This window comes from Streptomyces sp. NPDC059832, from assembly GCF_042731715.1.
Classification (GTDB): Bacteria; Actinomycetota; Actinomycetes; order Streptomycetales; family Streptomycetaceae; genus Streptomyces.
Window position 1 is genome coordinate 71,121 of sequence record NZ_JBHWIY010000010.1, and the last position, 17,777, is coordinate 88,897.

17 protein-coding genes and 1 pseudogene are annotated in these 17,777 nt (G+C 70.5%); 9 read left to right on the forward strand and 9 right to left on the reverse strand.

The genetic code is table 11. The features are described 5' to 3' along the window. The first annotated feature begins 234 nt into the window (after positions 1–234). Both ACFV8T_RS19365 and ACFV8T_RS19370 read left to right on the forward strand, forming a co-directional pair. Positions 235–879, forward strand: coding sequence for a hypothetical protein (locus tag ACFV8T_RS19365; protein WP_385328892.1), 645 nt, complete (start codon positions 235–237; stop codon positions 877–879). Between the two features lie 379 nt (positions 880–1,258). Further along, positions 1,259–1,984 (forward strand): hypothetical protein, encoded by a 726-nt coding sequence (locus tag ACFV8T_RS19370; protein WP_385328893.1) that lies wholly within the window; start codon positions 1,259–1,261, stop codon positions 1,982–1,984. 46 nt (positions 1,985–2,030) lie between these two features. On the opposite strand, the gene ACFV8T_RS19375 is transcribed toward ACFV8T_RS19370, so the two are convergent. From ACFV8T_RS19375 to ACFV8T_RS19390, 4 genes are all read right to left on the reverse strand, one after another. Continuing rightward, positions 2,031–2,678: an HAD family hydrolase gene (locus tag ACFV8T_RS19375; RefSeq protein ID WP_385328894.1), complete on the reverse strand. Its 648-nt coding sequence runs from the start codon at positions 2,676–2,678 to the stop codon at positions 2,031–2,033. Further along, positions 2,675–3,574 carry a helix-turn-helix domain-containing protein gene (locus ACFV8T_RS19380; protein ID WP_385328896.1) on the reverse strand — a complete coding sequence of 300 codons (900 nt, stop codon included), beginning with the start codon at positions 3,572–3,574 and terminating at the stop codon, positions 2,675–2,677. Before ACFV8T_RS19380 ends, ACFV8T_RS19375 begins: the two co-directional genes overlap by 4 nt. A gap of 335 nt (positions 3,575–3,909) precedes the next feature. Then, a complete protein-coding gene (locus tag ACFV8T_RS19385) occupies positions 3,910–4,155 on the reverse strand; it encodes a DUF397 domain-containing protein (protein WP_385328898.1) in 246 nt (81 codons plus the stop codon). After that, positions 4,152–4,997, reverse strand: a complete 846-nt coding sequence (locus tag ACFV8T_RS19390) for a helix-turn-helix transcriptional regulator (RefSeq protein ID WP_385328899.1) — start codon at positions 4,995–4,997, stop codon at positions 4,152–4,154. The genes ACFV8T_RS19385 and ACFV8T_RS19390 overlap by 4 nt, the downstream gene beginning before the upstream one ends. A 146-nt stretch (positions 4,998–5,143) precedes the next feature. On the opposite strand from ACFV8T_RS19390, the gene ACFV8T_RS19395 reads away from it, so the two are divergent. The 3 genes from ACFV8T_RS19395 to ACFV8T_RS19405 all read left to right on the forward strand — a co-directional run bounded on the left by ACFV8T_RS19395 (position 5,144) and on the right by ACFV8T_RS19405 (position 8,837). After that, complete coding sequence (locus ACFV8T_RS19395) at positions 5,144–5,563, forward strand: ATP-binding protein (RefSeq protein WP_385328900.1); 420 nt, start codon at positions 5,144–5,146, stop codon at positions 5,561–5,563. 441 nt (positions 5,564–6,004) lie between these two features. Then, complete coding sequence (locus ACFV8T_RS19400; protein ID WP_385328902.1) at positions 6,005–7,528, forward strand: alpha/beta hydrolase; 1,524 nt, start codon at positions 6,005–6,007, stop codon at positions 7,526–7,528. Between the two features lie 160 nt (positions 7,529–7,688). Beyond that, entirely contained in the window at positions 7,689–8,837 is a 1,149-nt protein-coding gene (locus ACFV8T_RS19405; RefSeq protein ID WP_385328904.1) for a serine hydrolase domain-containing protein, read from the forward strand. A 3-nt stretch (positions 8,838–8,840) separates the two neighbouring features. Here the strand turns inward: ACFV8T_RS19405 and ACFV8T_RS19410 are convergent, their stop codons facing one another. The 3 genes from ACFV8T_RS19410 to ACFV8T_RS19420 form a co-directional block, all read right to left on the reverse strand. Then, positions 8,841–8,975 (reverse strand): hypothetical protein, encoded by a 135-nt coding sequence (locus ACFV8T_RS19410; RefSeq protein WP_385328905.1) that lies wholly within the window; start codon positions 8,973–8,975, stop codon positions 8,841–8,843. 108 nt (positions 8,976–9,083) lie between these two features. Beyond that, positions 9,084–9,782, reverse strand: a complete 699-nt coding sequence (locus ACFV8T_RS19415; protein ID WP_385328906.1) for a hypothetical protein — start codon at positions 9,780–9,782, stop codon at positions 9,084–9,086. Positions 9,783–10,202: 420 nt separating this feature from the next. Beyond that, positions 10,203–10,781: a TetR/AcrR family transcriptional regulator gene (locus tag ACFV8T_RS19420; RefSeq protein ID WP_385328908.1), complete on the reverse strand. Its 579-nt coding sequence runs from the start codon at positions 10,779–10,781 to the stop codon at positions 10,203–10,205. Positions 10,782–10,872: 91 nt separating this feature from the next. On the opposite strand from ACFV8T_RS19420, the gene ACFV8T_RS19425 reads away from it, so the two are divergent. Beyond that, entirely contained in the window at positions 10,873–11,319 is a 447-nt protein-coding gene (locus ACFV8T_RS19425; RefSeq protein WP_385328910.1) for an anthrone oxygenase family protein, read from the forward strand. A gap of 73 nt (positions 11,320–11,392) precedes the next feature. On the opposite strand, the pseudogene ACFV8T_RS19430 reads toward ACFV8T_RS19425, so the two are convergent. After that, a pseudogene (locus ACFV8T_RS19430) lies at positions 11,393–12,053 on the reverse strand (SDR family NAD(P)-dependent oxidoreductase); the annotation flags it as partial. 263 nt (positions 12,054–12,316) lie between these two features. Here ACFV8T_RS19430 and aac(6') point away from each other — a divergent pair. Beyond that, complete coding sequence (gene aac(6'), locus ACFV8T_RS19435) at positions 12,317–12,790, forward strand: aminoglycoside 6'-N-acetyltransferase (protein WP_385328911.1); 474 nt, start codon at positions 12,317–12,319, stop codon at positions 12,788–12,790. Positions 12,791–12,907: 117 nt separating this feature from the next. Further along, positions 12,908–15,490 (forward strand): bifunctional FO biosynthesis protein CofGH, encoded by a 2,583-nt coding sequence (locus ACFV8T_RS19440; protein WP_385328912.1) that lies wholly within the window; start codon positions 12,908–12,910, stop codon positions 15,488–15,490. 61 nt (positions 15,491–15,551) lie between these two features. On the opposite strand, the gene ACFV8T_RS19445 is transcribed toward ACFV8T_RS19440, so the two are convergent. After that, positions 15,552–16,196 carry a dihydrofolate reductase family protein gene (locus ACFV8T_RS19445; protein WP_385328914.1) on the reverse strand — a complete coding sequence of 215 codons (645 nt, stop codon included), beginning with the start codon at positions 16,194–16,196 and terminating at the stop codon, positions 15,552–15,554. A gap of 437 nt (positions 16,197–16,633) precedes the next feature. Between ACFV8T_RS19445 and ACFV8T_RS19450 the strand changes: the two genes are divergently transcribed. Further along, entirely contained in the window at positions 16,634–17,749 is a 1,116-nt protein-coding gene (locus ACFV8T_RS19450) for an ADP-ribosylglycohydrolase family protein (protein WP_385328916.1), read from the forward strand. The last annotated feature ends 28 nt before the right edge of the window (positions 17,750–17,777 follow it).

Below are 17,777 nucleotides of genomic sequence, written 5' to 3' on the forward strand. Positions count from 1 at the left end.
GGTGCGGCGCCCGGCCCTTGCGCGTACGGGCGCCCGGCCTTCGCGGCCCGTTGCCGAACGTCAGTGGGGCATCAGTGGAGCATCAGCGGGATTGGTCATCATGGGGCCGCCGCGATCGTCGGCCCAGGTGGGCGGAGATCGCGGTGGCGTGGCTGCGAGGAAACTTCATGGCACCCCCCGCCACGAATGCCTCGCATACGCGCCGTCCGGAATGTGACATTCAGAGAGGGAACGTTGAGAGCAAAGATCGCCAAAATCGCGGCGGCCGCACTGCTGGCCGTCGGCTCCGCTGCCGTGATCGTCGCCACCGCCTCCGCCTCGGAGGACACCGACATCCCCGTCCCGGCATCGAGCGCTTCAGGGCAACCGGAGGAACCCGCCCCCAGCCTGACCGAGTCACCCCGTTCCACTCTCGCCCCGGAACCGGGCAGCACCACGGCATCACCTCCGGAGCCGGGCAGCACCACAACGCCGCCCCCGGACCAGAGCAGGACGACGGGACCGCCCCCGGAGCCGGGCCGGACCACGTCACCGCCCCCGGAGCCGGGCGAGTCGCCGGATCAGCCGCCGCACGGCTACAACGGAGCGGCGAGTTACTTCAGCCCCGACGGGGTGCCGGGGGCGTGCGGCCAAGTCATCAGGGACAGCGATTTCGTTGTTGCGCTCGACCACCGCATGTTCGGATCCGGATCGGCCCAGTCCTCTCAGTGCGGAAGGAAGGTCGTGGTCACGCACAACGGAAGGTCCATAACCGCGACCGTCCTTGACGCAAACCCGACTTCGGACATGTACGGCCTCGATCTGACGCGCGCCGCGTACCAGGAGCTCGCCTCCCTCGACGAGGAGACGATCGACATCACCTGGCGTTTCGTGGAGTAGTCGGTGGAGTGGCCGGCCCACTCTTGAGCAGAGGTCTTCGGTAGGTCTCACGCGGCGGGATCCGGTCGGCCGGGTCCCGCCGTGCAGATTTCAGGGCTTCGCTGCGGCCGGCCGCGCCGCTGTGGCCCGGGACGTGGTGTCGGCAGCTTGCGCACCGGGTGCGCCGACCGCGAAGAGCGTGATGCAGGCGGTCCCGTGGAAGTGACCGGCGGCGCAGCGACATCGGTATGGAAGATATGCGTTGAATGCCTTCTTTGTACCCGACCGGTCCTGCGGTGTCACGCCCTGGGCTTGCCCGAAATGACAGGTATGGGGCCCCTCGGTACGTTCGCCGCAGGTCGGCCGTCAGGCCGGCGTCTCTGAGACGGAGAGAAGCGACATGCCTACGCGTACCTTCACTGTGGCCGCCGCCGTAGTCGGCACAGCGGTCCTTGCCACTGGCATCACCTATGCCTCGACTGACGGATTCACCCAGCCCGAACCGGCCGCCCGGCAGGCTGCTCAGCCCGCTCACCGGGCCGAGCAGCCCGCCCACCGGGCCGCCCCGCCCACCCGGCAGGTTGCCCCCGCTCCGGCCCCCCTCGGCAGCGACAGCGGAACGGAGGGCAGGGGCGACAAGGGGGACAACGGTGGCGACCGCGAGGGCTCCGACCGTGGCGGGCGCAACGACGAGGGCTCCGACCGCGGCGGGCGCGGTGACGAGGGCGGCGGCCGGGGCGACCGCGGCGACGAGGGCGGCGACCGCGGCGACGAGGGTGGCGGGCGCGGTGACGAGGGCGGCGGCCGGGGCGGGCGCGACCGCGGCCACGACCGGAAGAGGGAGGAGCGGATCTACTTCAACGAGCGGGAGTACGGCGCCTACCCGGGGGGCTGCGTCCCCGCGGCCAGCGGGCTGGGGTCGAGCAGCTTCAGCATCTACAACGACAGCCGGTATGCGGTCGAGGTCTTTCGGGGGTTCGCCTGTGACGGCGGTTCTCCGGTCGCCACGGTCGGCCCCTACGGCAGCACCTACGGTGTCGTGACTCCCAACGTCCGAGGCGGCGGGTTCATCGACAACGGCGTCGCGGGCAGCTTCCGGGTGATCGGCCACTACGAGGAGTGGTGACGGGCCGGAGCGCCGCGGGACACGGGAAACGGCGGGCCGGGAACGCTCAGCTCCCGGACAGCAGCGTCGGCAGCTTGCGCATGTCGTCGAAGACCACGGTGTCCGGGCCTTCCAGCCAGTGCGCCGGGGTCAGCCCGCCCGCGAAGCCGAGGGCCCGCATCCCGGCCGAACGGGCGGCCTGCACGCCGTACTTGCTGTCCTCGACGACCACACAGGCGGCGGGGTCGACCCCCATCCGCCGGGCCGCGTGAAGGAAGAGATCGGGGGCGGGCTTTCCGCGTGCGACCTCGGTGGCGCTGAAGATGCGTCCCTCGAAGTGCGCGTAGAGCCCGGTGTGGCCCAGGGTGTGGCGCATCTTGTCGTGGCTGCCGCTGGAGGCCACGCAGGTGGGGAGCGTGAGGGCGGCCAGCGCTTCGTGGATGCCCTCCACCGCGACGAGTTCGGTCCCGACCGCGTCGCGGTGGAGGTCCTCGAAGCGCTGCTGCCAGGCGGCGGACGCACCGGGCAGCCGGGCATCGACCAGCTCGCCGACGGACTTGTTCGACCGCCCCACGAACTGCTCGACGACCTCCTCCGCCGTCAGCGGCCACCCCAGCTCGGCGCCCACCTGGACCTGGATGCGTACGGCGATGCGCTCGCTGTCGACGAGTACGCCGTCGCAGTCGAATATGACGAGTTCAGGAGCAGTGATCATCCGCTCAGGATAGGGAACGGGGTGTGCGGATCGTCGGCCGCTTCTTCCCGGCAGTCGCCGCAGTTGCCCGGGGTGGAGGAGCGGAAGGCCCGGTCGCAGCGGTCGCAGTTCTGGAGCAGGACGATGGGGTGCTCCGGGGTCGGCGGGGGCGGGAGAAGAGCGGTGAGGCGGTACCGGAGGAGCTTGGCGGGGCGCTTGAGGGGCCGGGGAAGGTCGTCGGTGAGGGCCTTGCGGAGGACGGCGGCCGTGGCACCGCGCTCGAACCAGGTGGCGGCGGCGGGGGCGAGCAGGACGACGTCCTTCTCGGTGAGGGTGATCTCGGCCGCGTGCCGGTGCAGATCGCTGAGCAGCGCGGTGGCGGCGCGGAGGTACTGGGGGAGCGGGTTGCGGGGCCGGGGGAGCGGCGGGGGTGGGGGTGCGGGAGTGGGTGGAGGCGTCGGCGGGGGTGTTGCGGCCACGGCCACGGGTGCGGGTGCCTGGCGGCGCGGCTTGGGTGCCGGGGGCGGAGCGGAGTGGCGTTGCGCGGTGCCGGTCGGCTGGTTGTAGGAGCAAGTGCGCGTGACGACAGGGCCGTTGGGCAGCCGCTCGCGGGTACGGCTCAGGTAGCCGTGGGCCTCCAGCTCGCGTAACGCGGCGGCGATACGGGCCTCACTGTCCGGGAAGCGTTCGGCGAGCGTCTTGATGCCGATCCGCGCCCCGGCGGGAAGCGACTGGATGTACGTCGAGAGCCCGATCGCGAGCAGGGAGAGCTGGCGGTGCTGAGCGAGGTGGTTGCCGATGACGGTGAAGCGGCTGGTGTGCCGGGTGTTGATGTGCCTGACACCGGCCGTCGCCGCGGTGGCCCCGCGAACGGGAGACGGGGTGCGCGGGGGCGCGCTAACCTGCTGTGTATCCATCAGGAAGCCCTAACTTCCTCGGTGGTCAGGCCCTCGGTATGGGATTGCACTCCCGGCCGGGGGCCGACGCATGTCTGGGGGTTTTCGCGGTGAGCATATGCCAGCGAACCCCTGCGAAACCCAGCTCAGTTGGCGAACCTCACCCGTGTGAGTGACGGGCTCCTGTACGTGGCCGGGGGAGGGGTTGGGTTGGGGAAGTTTCTTCTTCCCAAAGCCTTTAAAAGCCTTTTTACGTCGGGGCCCGCCGCGTCGCGGTCCTCCGGGTCGCGGCGCACCGGGTCGCGGCTGTCGCGATCCGGTGCGGGACCGGGCGAACGTGGGCTGACCTGGTGCGATCAGCCCTGACGCGCGTACGTGACGAACGCGGACCAGGCGCCGGGGGCGACGTCGAGGTGGGGGCCCTGGGTGTTCTTGGAGTCGCGGATGTGGATGGCGGTGGGGCAGGTCGCGACCTCGACGCACTCGCCGCCTTCGCCGCTGCTGTAGCTGCTCTTGCGCCAGTCGTAGGCGACCTCGATGCAGTTGCCGCCTTCGCCGCTGCTGTAGCTGCTCTTGAACCAGTTCAGTTGCTCGATGCTCATTGCTCTCCCAGCATCTTCTCGATCGCGGCCAAGGACTCCCCTGGAGTGAGAGCCACCGATTGCATAATTCCATAGCGGATGGCCAGCACCCGGACTTCTTCTGGCTCGGTGATGAGCCTCGGGTATCCGTGAATCTCCAGGTAGGCGAGCTGCTGCTTCCCCTTGGGGGTGATCATGGTGAACGGGCCGTCGAGGCTGGGCTGTTCGGTGCGGTCGAGCGGCACCATCTGGAGCTGCACCGTCCTGAGCCGGCCGATGCGCAGGAGCGTCTGCAACTGCTCCCGATGCACATCTCGGCCCCCAATGGGGCGCATCAGCACGCTCTCGTCCAGGATGAAGTGGAATGTCGGGAGAGGCCAGCGCTCGAAGACCAGCTGCCGGTCCATCCGGTCGGCCACGCGCTTCTCGATGGTCTCCTCACTGAGCAGTGGGCGTCGCTGGGTGAAGACCGCCTGGGCGTACGCCTCGGTCTGGAGCAGCCCAGGCACGGCCTGGTTGTTGTAGTCGTAGAGCTGTGACGCGGCGGCTTCCAGATTCGCGTAACCGCGATACCACTCCGGATGTCGCGTTCGCGCCTTCGCCAGCGCCTCCCGCACCTCCCCGATCGTCGCCCGGAGCAGGCCACCCGCACTGAGCACGTCATCCGCGAGTTCGAGGAACTCCGGCTGAGGCGTCCGTACCCCTCGCTCCATCGCCGAGATCAGGTCCTCCCCGCAGTGCGTCGCGAAGCCCAGTTCCTTCTGGCTCATGCCCGCGCGCTCGCGCAGCACCTTGATCATTTTACCGAGCGCCCTGAAAAGGTGTGCCGTTCCGTCCGATTCAGCTGGCCGCTCGGGCCGCACTTCCTTCTCCACGTGTCCCGCACCGCTCTCTGTCCACCCGGTCACGGCCGACGCCCCGTACCGCGGGCCGGGAGGGCCCGTACCGCTACGGGGAGTCGTGATGTCATTACTGGCCAGACTACGAGTCAGTGCACACGCTGAGTCACATGAACGCCGAAATCACCCTTGCGGGCGCCGAGTTCGCCCAACGCTTCAGCGCCACCCGTCGGGGCGCCCGGCTCGCCCGCCGGCTTGCTGTGCACCAACTCGACTCGTGGGGCGTCCCGTACGGGAGCGAGCTCTCCGGGGACGTCGCGGTGATCGTGTCCGAACTGGCGGCCAACGCGGTGCTGCACGGGCTCGTGCCGGGGCGGGACTTCGAGCTGCGGCTCGTCGTTCTCGCGGGCACGCTCCGTATCGAGGTGTCGGATGCGCGAGGGGAACGGGAGCCGGAGGTGAGGCCCTCCCGCCCCGGCGCGGAGTCCGGGTTCGGCCTGCACCTGGTCGATGCGCTGGCGACCGCGTGGGGCGTGAAGGACCGGGCCGTAGGCAAGACGGTGTGGGCCGAGCTGGCCACGGCCCGGTGAAGTCGGCCGAGGCCGCCGATGTGGATCACGATGACGGTGACAAGCCGAGGCGCAACGGGGCGTCACCTTCGCAGAAGGGTACGAGGCCGGGCATCCCTCCCCTAACCCCTAGGGGAGGGGGACTGGCGCGCTGATCCGATAGACCTGGAAGACAGCGAGGCCATGTCATAGGCGCTGAGGCCGCCGGTGCCGTCGCCGCGTTGCGGGCCGGGGTGCCCACGGCGGGACTGCCGGCAGGTGGCCGGTCGGCCGCCGACCCGGAGAGAGGAACGACGAGGAGCAGGACTCCAGCAGGACGGTGGCGCGGCGTCCTACTCCACCAGTTGGATCACGAGCCCATCCCCGGGCCGTACGGGCACGAGTGGGGCCGAACAGAGACTGGAGGCAATCCGAGACACTGATTCTGTACAGAGGACTGGCATGGCTCTACGAGGCGCCCGAATGATTTCCGTGCTGACGGTCGGCGCGGTGACGACCGTGATGGCAGCGCTCACCCCCGTGACGGCGTTCGCCGCGGGGGATCCGCTCCAGCAGTACGCGCAGCAGAAACTCCGTTGGGAGCGCTGCGACACGGGCCAGCCGGCGGCCCTGGAGTGCGCGAAGGTCAAGGTGCCGCTGGACTACAGCGCCCCCGGGGGCCGGAAGATCGACCTCGCGATATCGCGGATCAGGGCGGGCAGCACGAAGGAGCGGCGCGGCGTGCTGCTGATGAATCCCGGAGGACCGGGCGTTCAGGGGCTGACCATGCCCGCGGAGATGGAGCCGCTGCTGCCGGCGGAGGTACGGGAGCGGTTCGACCTGATCGGCTTCGACCCGCGAGGGGTCGGGCAGAGTGCGCCGATCGGCTGCGGCCTGACGGGCGAGGAACAGGCCTTCCAGCACCCCTACACCGCAGGGACGTTCGCGAAGGACGTGGCCTGGGCCCGGACGGTGGCCGACAAGTGCTGGGCCAAGGCGGGGGACGTGCTGCCGCACATCACCAGCCGCAACACGGCACGGGACATGGATGTCGTCCGGGCGGCACTGGGAGAGAAGAAGATCTCCTACTTCGGGTACTCGTACGGCACCTACCTGGGGGCCGTCTACACGCAGATGTTCCCCCAGCGCTCGGACCGGTTCGTGCTCGACAGCGCCCTCGATCCGGCGCTCGCGTGGCGAGGGCTGTTCCGGGGATGGTCGGCAGGGGCCGAACTCGCCTTCACCCGGTGGACCGAGTGGGCCGCCGCACGCAACGACACGTACGGGCTGGGCCCGACTCCGGCGGAGGTCCGGAAGACGTACTGGGAGCTCATCGCCCGCGCCGACCGCACACCCGTCCCGACGGAGGGCGGGGCGCTCAGCGGCGGCGCCATCCGTTCCGCGTACAACGCGTTCGTCCACGTCGAGGCCGTCACCCCGTGGATCGTCTCGTTGAAGGCCGCAGCCGAGGGCGGACCGCCCGCGCCGGCCACGCTGACCGCGTCGGCGGTGTCGGCCGGATCGGCGGCACCCGGCTCCGCCCCGGTCCGGTCCACCGAAGCGGGGACGTTCACTGCGGACGTTCCGGCGGACAACGCGTCCGCCGTCGTCTGGGGTCTTTTCTGCGGCGACACCCGCAGCTGGCCGCGCAACCCCGAGCAGTACCGCCGGGACGTGATCCGGGACCGGGCCACCTACCCGCTGGCCGGCGACCTGGGGGCCAACATTCAGCCGTGCGCGTTCTGGAAGTCGGTTGCGAGGGAGCCGGCCACCGTGGTGAACAACGACGTCAACGCGCTGATCGTGCAGAACCAGTGGGACCCGCAGGCGACGCTGGCCATGGCGCAGGGCATGCGCCGGGCGCTGCACGGTGCGCGGATGATCACGGTGGCCGGCGGTGAGGGCCACGGCGTGGTGGTGGCCGGCCCGTCCTGTGCGGACGCCGACGTCACGCGGTACCTGACCACGGGCCGGCTGCCCGCGAAGGACCTGACCTGCGCCCGTTAGGAACGTATCCGGGGTCGTTGTTGTGGGCACGGGCGGGTTGATCTGACGGATGCGGAGTGGGAACGGCTGAAAGGGGCTCAACCGTTGCGACCGGGATCAACCCGCTGCTCGCCTCCAAGGTCCCCTCCCGTGACCGCAGTTCACGATCACGGGAGCCCGCATGCCAGCCGCACGTAGCGTCCGTACCCTCCTCGCCACCGGACTCGTCGCCGGGATCACCGTCACCGCGCTCGCCGCGCCCGCCGTGGCTGCCGCGCCGCCGGCCAAGCCGTCTCACGCCGCCACCCAGCAGGCCCTGGACGCGGCCGTCGCCGAGGGCGTGCCCGGGGCCGTCGCGCAGGCCCGTGACGGAAGGGCCCGTTGGTCCGGCACCGCGGGCGAGCGGAAGTCGGGCGATCGTTTCCGGGTCGGATCCATCACCAAGACCTTCACCGCCACCGTCCTGCTCCAGCTCCAGGCCGAGGGCCGGCTCGACCTCGACGACCCGGTCGAGAAGTGGCTGCCCGGTGTGGTGCGCGGACACGGGCACGACGGGCGGAAGATCACCATCCGCCAGCTGCTCAACCACACCAGCGGCATCTACAACTACACCGAGGACCCAGCCCTCCAGGAGAAGGTCCTCGGCCTCGGCTTCCTGCGACACCGTTACGACACCTGGACCCCGAAGCAAATCGTTGCCGTCGCGATGGCGCACGAGCCCGACTTCGCCCCCGGGACGGACTGGAACTACTCCAACACCAACTTCGTGCTGGCCGGGATGGTCGTCGAGAAGGTGACCGGACGTCCTTACGGCAAGGAGATCGAGAACCGGATCGTCAAGCCGCTCAAGCTGCGCGCCACCTCCGTGCCCGGCACCGACTCCCGCATGCCCGAGCCGAACTCCCGCGCCTACTCCAAGCTCTCCCGCGAGACCGGCGGACCCACGTACGACGTCACCGAGCTCAATCCGAGCATCGCCAGCGCAGCCGGCGAGGTGATCTCCGACGCGAACGATCTCCAGACCTTCTACCGTGCGCTGCTCAAGGGCCGGCTGCTTCCGGCGGCCGGGATGCGGGAGATGACCGACACCGTCCAGATCTCTCCAGACCTGCCCGGCGTCGGCTACGGGCTCGGTCTCATGAGGCAGAAGCTGAGCTGCGGCAAGGAGGTCTGGGGGCACAACGGCGGCATCCACGGGTCGCATTCCGAGGCCCAGGTCACCCGGGACGGGGAGCACTCCCTCGCCGCGAACTTCAATGCCGACTGGACCGGTGACACCCAGAAGCCGGTCGAGGCGGAGTTCTGCGGCACGGCCCCGACGAAGCGGTAGCCGTCAGCGGGGCAGGACGAGCATGTGGGTGGCCGGCTGCCGGTCACGCCGCTGTACGCCGAACGGCAAGGGGCCCCCGGGCACACCGGGGGCCTCGCCGGGGACGGTGCGGGTCAGGGCAGAAAGTTCTTCTGCCACTGGAGCAAGTTCATGCTCAGTGCGGCGTCGACCAGGGCTTTCGTTGAGGGGCCACTGAACTTCCAGGACCGCAAGCTGCCACCGGCAGTGCACCTTGGCGCCGGTTGGTCAGATGACGCGGGGGATGGTCTCGTTGCGGTTGGTGGACCAGTTGGTGACGACGGGCTGGTCCACGGTGGCCATGTCGGGGAGTTCGAGCTCGGCGGGGTTGGGGTCGTCCTCGGTGGTGGAGATGATGACGTTGCCGAACTGCGTGCCGCCTTCGCCGTCGGTGGTCTTGGGATTGATACCGGTGTACGCGACGGCGGAGCCGGAGAGCTTGATGGGGTCTTCGCCGCCCTGCCCGACGGGGGAGGCGACGCCGTCGGCGTTGGAGCCGAAGGAGACGCTGGGGGTGTTGACGTCCAGGTAGCAGGTGATGCCGGGCTTGGCCTTGGCGGTGACGAGGTAGTAGCTGATGGGCTGGGCCTCCCAGGTGACCGTGAAGTCCAGGTCGTTGGTGCCGCAGGACTGCCCGTAGCCGCTGCTCTTTCCACCGTCGCCGGAGTCGGTCTCGACGGTGGAGCCGTGGGAGCCGGAGCCGCCGGTGGAGGAGCTGTCGTTGGAAGAACCGGCGCTGGAGGAGCTGTTGTCGGAGGAGCTGTTGTTGCCGCCGTCGGCGGCGGGGGCGACGGCGGAGGGGGCCGTGGAGCTGCCGGTGTTCGCGATGTCTTCGGGGTTGCAGGCGGTGGTGGTGGCGGCGAGGGCCGTCACGGCCGCGGCGGCCAGGACGAGACGGGCGGAACGGGCGGCGAGACGCGAGCGCATCGTGATCTCCAGCGGCTGTCGGTTGCGGTGTTTCCTGCTGACACCGACGACACTAGGGCCGGGGCGATCCTCAAATGATCCCGCGAGTGTCCAGGTTCTGTCTCAGCGATTCGGTTCCATGAAACGGCGTTGGATTTCACAAACCCCAGCTCAAGGGGCTTGTACCTGACCAGGCGTCAAGGGCGTTGGTCGGTGCGGGAGTCAGGAGAGCGCATTCGCGTGGGCCCTGGAACCGGTCGAGTGGACAGCCACCGTGTCGGCGGGCTGCCCCGGACGGCGGCGCTGAGCGCCTGGCCGCGGGTGTCGAGCAGGTGTCCCTCTGCGGCTGCGCCGGGTGGGCGCGCGTGACCGGAAGCGATGCCGTGGGCGGGCCGCAGCGGGGCCCGAGGACCCCGGTTGCGTACCCGCCGGGACGACGCGTCAGAGAACGGCGAGGCGGTCCGCCAGCAGTTCCACCCTCTGCGCGGCGTCCTTTGGCAGCAGCCGTCCCGCCCGGGTCAGGGTCGCGATCCCGTGCAGGGACGCCCAGAACACCTCGGTGAACAGCGCCGGGTGGACGCCCTCCCCGGCGACCTCGCCGAGGCACTCCAGCAGGGCGGCGAAGGCGTCCTTGAGAGGTTCCGGGGTGTCCTCCTGTGAGTACGCCAGACCGCCGTCGAGCTGGAACAGGGCGTCGTAGACCGCCGGGTTGCGCTCGGCGAAGTCGAGGTAGGCGTGGGCGAGGGCGGTGACCCGGGCGCGCGGACCGCCCGCGGCGGCGGTCGCGGCCCGCAACGCGACGGCCATCTCGGCAGCGCCCTGGAGGGCGACGGCGCCGATGATCTCGCGCTTGCCGCGGAAGTGGCTGTAGAGGACGGGCTGGCTGTACTCGATGCGCTCCGAGAGTCGGCGCGTGGTGACCGCGTCCCAGCCCTGCTGCTCGGCGAGTTCACGGGCCGTCTCCACGATGAGGCGCTCGCGCTCCGCTCGTTCCCGCTGCTTTCGTTCCTGTACTGACATGATTCGATTCTAGCACCGCTAGACAATCGAGCGGCAGCAGTACTAGCGTTACCTCGACAGCTAGCAACGCTAGATACCTGGAGGGGTCGTCATGCTCAACGCACTTGAGGTCGTCACCACCGTGGTGGTCGGCCTGATGGTGGGGGTGGAGTTCTCCGTCGCCTTCGTCATCAACCGGATCCTCGACGCCCTCCCGGGCGACGCCGGCCAGCTCGGCCGAAGCCACGGGGGCCGGATGCTCGGCGCCGTGATGCCGTTCTGGTACATCGGCTCGGTCGTCCTCGCCGCGGTCTGGGCCATTGCCGGATGGCACCACCACGGCACCGGACTCGTCGTCACCGCCGCCGGACTGCTGATCGTCAGCGTGATCATGTCGCTGCTGCTGCTCGTTCCGATCAACAACCGGGGCAAGACGTGGACCCCGGAGAACCGGCCCGAGGACTGGAAGAAGCAGATGCACCGCTGGGACCGCTGGCACTACGTCCGCGTCGCCGTCCTCGTCGGCGCCTTCACCCTGCTGGTCGCCGCCCTCACCTGAAATCGGAGTCGCTCGGGCATGCACCGGTTTGCCCCTGTATGCCGACAGCTTTCGTCCTGTCGGGGGGAACAGCGAGGGAGTCCAGTGCGCCGCCGGGGTGGGCCACCACACTGAGCACCGTGCTGCCCACGGCGTGCAGGCGGCGATCGAGTTCGAAGCCGAAGCACATCTGCGCCAGCTTCGACCGGCCGTAGGTGCGCTTGGGCCGGTACTCCCGGGTCGACTGCAGATCGTCCAGGTCCAGCCGCTCGGACCGCGCCGCGAAGCTCCCCACCGTCACGATGCGGCCCGCCGGCGCCGCGGACAGTACGGGCGCCAGCCACTGGGTGAGCGCGAAGTGGCCGAGGTGGTTGGTGCCGAACATCAGCTCGTGGCCGTCCCCTGTCTCCCGACGCGGCGGGTCGTCGAGTGCGACCCCCGCGTTGTGGACCACCGCGTCGAGATGATCGAGGCCCAGCCTGTCCACGGCGGCCTTCAGGGACGACAGGTCGGCGAGGTCCAGCCGAAGCTGCCGCACGTGCGCGCTGGAGACGCGCGAGCGGATCGAGGCCATGGCGGCATCGGCCTTCGCGGCGTCCCGGCTGCCGAGCACAACGACGGCGCCGGTGGCGGCAAGCTGCTCCGCGACGAAGTAGCCGATCCCGGCGTTGCCCCCCGGTGACCAGGAAGCTCCTGCCCTCGGCGGACGGCAGCCGGTGCACGTCCCACGGCCGGCTCTGGGATGCGGAAGACACGATGACGGACTCCTTGCGTTCGGGGGCAGCGTGCTCATGGGGAACACCGACCCGCCCAAGGTCGAAACGTCCACCGACAGACCGTCGACAGATCACGCTCACCGCCGACAGGCTTCCGACATCCCTCCGGAGAACCGCGGAAAGCAAGAAGACTGCTGCGCCACGCCCGGTGCAGACTTGTTCCGGGCCCGGAACACGTGGTGGGCCGGAGGCTGCGGAGCGTCGTTCTCCGTACTCCTCGGGGAGGATGAGGGGATGAGGGCATGGAGCTGCGTGGGGACGAGGTCAAGCTGCGGTCGGTGGCCGACGGCGACGGTGAGATCCTCGAAAGAGTCGTGAGGGAACCGGAAGTCGCGGCGTGGTGGTCGCCCCCGGACGGTTACGAGGGCATGCTGGCCGTCGTTTTCGAGGGCGAGGTCATCGGCGCCGTCCAGTTCGATGAGGAGACCGATCCCGAGTTCCGCCACGCGAGCATCGACATCTTCCTGACGGCGAGGCACCACGGGAAGGGCCTCGGTACCGATACGGTGCGCACGCTGGCCCGGTGGCTGGTGCGGGAACGCGGCCATCACCGGCTGACCATCGATCCCGCCGCGGCCAACTCCGCGGCGATCCGTTGCTACGGCAAGGTCGGGTTCAAACCCGTGGGAATCATGCGGGCGTACGGGCGGGACCACCGGACAGGAGCCTGGCAGGACGGTCTGCTGATGGATCTGCTCGCGGACGAGCTGGTCTGACGCGGACGGCCGTGCCGCCGGAGCCCTGCCGCCGCGCGGCAGCCCCGACCAGCCCCGTGGCCGTGCCCGGCAGATGCCCTGGTCCGGGGTGCGGGCCCCGCTCGTATGCTCGGGTTCATGACCGATCCTCAGCGCGGACGTCCGACGACCAATTCCATGCGGCGTGCCCTCAAGCGGGCCCGTGACGGTGTCGCTCTCGATGTGGCCGAGGCCGCCGTCCTGCTCCAGGCGAGGGGGGAGGATCTGACCGACCTCGCCGCCTCGGCCGCCCGGGTGCGTGACGCCGGTCTCGACGCCGCGGGGCGGCCGGGTGTGATCACGTACTCCCGCAAGGTCTTCATCCCGCTGACCCGGCTCTGCCGCGACAAGTGCCACTACTGCACCTTCGTCACCGTGCCCGGCAAGCTGCGACGCGAGGGACACGGGATGTTCCTCTCGCCCGACGAGGTGCTGGACATCGCCCGCGAGGGCGCGGCCATGGGATGCAAGGAAGCGCTCTTCACGCTCGGCGACCGGCCCGAGGACCGGTGGCCCGAGGCGCGGGAGTGGCTGGAGGCCGAGGGGTACGACGACACCCTCGCGTACGTACGCGCCATGGCGATCCGGGTGCTGGAGGAGACGGGGCTCCTCCCGCACCTCAACCCGGGCGTGCTGAGCTGGACCGACCTTCAGCGGCTCAAGCCCGTCGCGCCGTCCATGGGCATGATGCTGGAGACGACGGCCACCCGCCTGTGGTCCGAGCCCGGCGGTCCGCACCACGGCTCCCCGGACAAGGAACCGGCCGTGCGGCTGCGGGTGCTGGAGGACGCGGGGCGCTCCAACGTCCCGTTCACCACCGGCATCCTGATCGGCATCGGCGAGTCGTACGAGGAGCGCGCGGACTCCCTCTTCGAGCTGCGCAGGACCGCCCGCGCCTACCACGGCATCCAGGAAGTCATCGTCCAGAACTTCCGCGCCAAGCCGGACACCGCGATGCGCGGCATGCCGGACGCCGAGCTGGAGGAGCTGGCCGCCGCCATCGCCGTGGCCCGGCACATTCTCGGCCCGTCCGCGCGCATCCAGGCCCCGCCGAACCTCGTCGATGCCGAGTACGCGCTGATCGTCGGCGCCGGGATCGACGACTGGGGCGGCGTCTCGCCGCTCACGCCGGACCATGTGAACCCCGAGCGACCCTGGCCGCACATCGACGAACTCGCCGCGAGGACCGCCGAGTCGGGCTTCGCGCTCCGGGAACGGCTCACCATCTACCCGGAGTTCATCCGGCGCGGCGAGCCGTGGCTCGACCCCCGCCTCCTCCCGCACGTCCGCGCCCTCGCCGACCCGGAGACGGGGCTCGCCCGCGAGGACGCCGTCCCCGCCGGGCTGCCCTGGCAGGAGCCGGACCAGGAGTTCGGCGCCACCGGCCGCACCGACCTGCACCGCACCATCGACACCGAGGGCCGCACCGGCGACCGCCGCGAGGACTTCGACGAGGTGTACGGGGACTGGGAGGCGCTGCGCGAGGCCGCCGCACCCGGCATGGTCCCGTCCCGGATCGACGGCGATGTGCGCCAGGCGCTGAGCCGGGCCGCCGACGATCCGACGAAGCTCACCGACGAGCAGGCGCTCGTCCTGCTCCACGCGGACGGCCCGGCGCTCGACGAGCTGTGCCGGATCGCGGACACCCTGCGCCGCGACGTGGTCGGCGACGACGTCACGTACATCGTCACCAGGAACATCAACTTCACCAACGTCTGTTACACCGGCTGCCGGTTCTGCGCCTTCGCCCAGCGGCGCACCGACGCCGACGCGTACACCCTCTCCCTGGACCAGGTCGCCGACCGGGCCGCGCAGGCGTGGGACGTCGGCGCGGTCGAGGTCTGCATGCAGGGCGGCATCCACCCGGACCTGCCCGGCACCGCGTACTTCGACATCGCGAAGGCGGTGCGCGAACGCGTCCCCGGCATGCATGTGCACGCCTTCTCGCCCATGGAGGTCGTCAACGGCGCCACCCGTACCGGGATGTCCATCCGTGACTGGCTGATCGCGGCGAAGGAGGCCGGGCTCGGCTCGATCCCCGGCACGGCGGCCGAGATCCTGGACGACGAGGTCCGCTGGGTCCTCACCAAGGGCAAGCTGCCGACCGCGACCTGGCTGGAGGTCATCAGGACCGCCCACGAGGTGGGCCTGCGCTCCTCGTCCACGATGATGTACGGGCATGTCGACCAGCCCCGCCACTGGCTCGGCCACCTGCGGACCCTGGCCGGCCTCCAGCAGGAGACCGGCGGCTTCACGGAGTTCGTGACGCTGCCGTTCATCCACACCAACGCGCCGGTCTACCTCGCGGGCATCGCCCGCCCCGGCCCGACCGACCGCGACAACCGGGCCGTCACCGCCATGGCCCGGCTGCTGCTGCACCCGCACATCACCAACATCCAGACCAGCTGGGTCAAGCTCGGCACGGAGGGCGCGGCCGAGATGCTCCGCTCGGGCGCCAACGACCTGGGCGGCACCCTGATGGAGGAGACCATCTCCCGGATGGCGGGCTCCGGTTACGGCTCGTACCGCTCCGTCCAGGACCTGGTCGCCATCGCGGAACTCGCGGGCCGTCCGGCGAAGCCGCGTACGACGCTGTACGGGGAGGTCCCCCAGGAGCGGGTGTCGGCGGCGGCGGCGTCCGACGGACACCTGCCGGAGCTGCTTCCCGTGCTGCCGGACTGAGGCCGGCGGCGCCGTACGCCGGAGCGGTCGTACGGCGCCGTCCGAAGCGGTTTCCCTCGCGTCACTTCCGCCAGAACAGGTGGTGCGTCACGCCGCTCGGGCTGGGCACGACATCCAGGTGGAACCGGTCGAGCAACTCGTCGGGCGACTTCCAGAGCCGTGACCCGGACCCGAGCTCCACCTGCGAGACCGCCACATGCATGGTGTCGACCAGGTCGGCGTCGAGGAACTCGCGGATGGTGGTGGCCCCGCCGCCGAGTCGGACGTCCTTGCCCTGCGCCGCTTCCCGGGCCCGTTCGAGGACCGTGGCGGGGTCGTCGTCGACGAAGTGGAACGTGGTGTCGGAGAGCGTGAACGAAGGACGCGTGTGGTGGGTCATCACGAACACCGGGGTGCGGAACGGAGGCTTGTCGCCCCACCAGCCACGCCAGTCCAGGTTCTCCCAAGGGCCGCGCTGGGGCCCGAACTTGCCGCGGCCCATGATCTCGGCGCCGATGTTGCGGGCGAAGTCCCGAGTGAGGTAATCGTCCAGGCCGCGGCTGCCGCCGGGGTCGGTACGCATGGGCCAGCTCGCCGTGGCCCCGGCCCAGGAGAACATCGCCCCGGGGTCGGCGTCGCCGAACGGCCGTTCCAGGCTCTGGTTCTCGCCGGCGCCGAAGCCGTCGCTCGAAACATTGAAGTTCTGGACTCTCAGCAGCTGAGTCACGTGTCTCCTCCTGTGCGTGTCGGTAACAGTGGGACTGCCCACGCCGGGAAAACTCATCGGTGTGGACGTGGCGATATCGGCGCCTGACCGACTCCGGTGCGGGGCGGGTACACCGCGGCTCAGTGGCAGCCGAGCATCCCGGGCGAGTCGATATCGGCAGTGAGGATGCCGGGCGGGTAACCGTCCTCGCGCCCGGTCAGGATGATCGACATGCCGCCGCTCTCCTGGTGGGGTGTCGCCACGTGGTGGAGCCGTCATGGCGAGAGAGTGTGTCATGTCACCCGAGACATCTTCGGCCGGTCATAAACGACCTGCGGGACGTCCGTTCACATACCGGCTCGTACCCGATTCGTGCGCTCTACCGACCGTCTCCGTTCGATTACAGTGCTGCGCAGTCGCAGGCGGGCCGGATCTCGGGCCGACGGGGGAGGGGCGCGGTGAGCACAGGGACCACGGCTGTGTGGGGCCGTGCCGAGCAGCAGGACTTCCGCAGCCGGGTACGCGGCGCACTGCTGGGCGGGGCCATCGGAGACACGCTCGGGGCGGGGGTCGACGGGCTCACACTCGAAGAGATCCGGACGGCCCACGGCGCCGACGCCCTGACCGACCTGGTCCCCGTGCACGGCGGACGCGGCACCGTCACCGCCGTCACCCAGCTCACCCTGTTCACCGTCGACGGGCTGATACGCGCCCAGGTCCGTCGCGACACCGGGGCCTGGCACCCGCCCACCGATGTGCACCGGGCCCATCTGCGGTGGGCGGCCACCCAGCACGACTGGGGGCCCGACGAACGCCGCGAGGACGACGGCTGGCTCGCCCGGCAGGAGTGGCTGTACGCCCGCCGCGGCCCGACCCGGGAATGCCTGACCGGGCTCGGCGACACCACCATGGGCACCCTCGACAAGCCCAAGAACCCCCAGGCGCGGGACTCGGCGGCCCTCACCCGCTCCGTACCGTTCGGGCTGCTCGTCGGCTGGGAGCCCCAGCTCGTCCTCCAGCTCGCCGTCGAGTGCGCCGCCCAGACCCACGGCCACCCCACCGCCCTGCTCTCCGCGGGCGCCCTCGCCGTGATGGTGCACGGACTGGCCCGCGGCGAGACCCTGGACGGCTCCGTCCAGCACGCGCTGGACCTGCTCGCCGAGCGCCCGGGGCACGAACCGGTCACCGAGGCGCTGAAGCAGGCTCTCGGCACCGTGCGCCAGGGCATTCCGGGACCCGCCCTGATCGAGTCGCTGGGGGCCACGGACGCCGCGGAGGAAGTCCTCGCCGTCGCCGTGTACTGCGCGCTGGTCGGCGAGGACATCCGGCACGGGCTGCGGCTGGCCGTCAACCACGGCGGGCCCTCCGCGGCCACCGGGTCCCTGTGCGGGGCGCTGCTCGGCGCGCTGCACGGCGAGACCGCGCTGCCACCCGCCTGGCTCGCCGAACTGGAGGGCAGGGCGACGCTGTTGGAGCTCGCGGACGACTTCGCGATGGAGATGACGCAGGGGCCGGCCCTGCACAGCCCGTCGGCCGCCGCACCGGGCTGGCTGGCCCGCTACCCGCGCGCCTGACCCACCCCCGCCCCGCGGAGCGGCGGGC

Coding starts and splice junctions, on each gene's coding strand:
- ACFV8T_RS19370 (WP_385328893.1), top strand. CDS start 1,259: ATGCCTACGCGTACCTTCACTGTGGCCGCCGCCGTAGTCGGCACAGCG.
- ACFV8T_RS19375 (WP_385328894.1), bottom strand. CDS start 2,678: ATGATCACTGCTCCTGAACTCGTCATATTCGACTGCGACGGCGTACTC.
- ACFV8T_RS19380 (WP_385328896.1), bottom strand. CDS start 3,574: ATGGATACACAGCAGGTTAGCGCGCCCCCGCGCACCCCGTCTCCCGTT.
- ACFV8T_RS19385 (WP_385328898.1), bottom strand. CDS start 4,155: ATGAGCATCGAGCAACTGAACTGGTTCAAGAGCAGCTACAGCAGCGGC.
- ACFV8T_RS19395 (WP_385328900.1), top strand. CDS start 5,144: ATGAACGCCGAAATCACCCTTGCGGGCGCCGAGTTCGCCCAACGCTTC.
- ACFV8T_RS19400 (WP_385328902.1), top strand. CDS start 6,005: ATGATTTCCGTGCTGACGGTCGGCGCGGTGACGACCGTGATGGCAGCG.
- ACFV8T_RS19405 (WP_385328904.1), top strand. CDS start 7,689: ATGCCAGCCGCACGTAGCGTCCGTACCCTCCTCGCCACCGGACTCGTC.
- ACFV8T_RS19415 (WP_385328906.1), bottom strand. CDS start 9,782: ATGCGCTCGCGTCTCGCCGCCCGTTCCGCCCGTCTCGTCCTGGCCGCC.
- ACFV8T_RS19420 (WP_385328908.1), bottom strand. CDS start 10,781: ATGTCAGTACAGGAACGAAAGCAGCGGGAACGAGCGGAGCGCGAGCGC.
- ACFV8T_RS19425 (WP_385328910.1), top strand. CDS start 10,873: ATGCTCAACGCACTTGAGGTCGTCACCACCGTGGTGGTCGGCCTGATG.
- ACFV8T_RS19440 (WP_385328912.1), top strand. CDS start 12,908: ATGACCGATCCTCAGCGCGGACGTCCGACGACCAATTCCATGCGGCGT.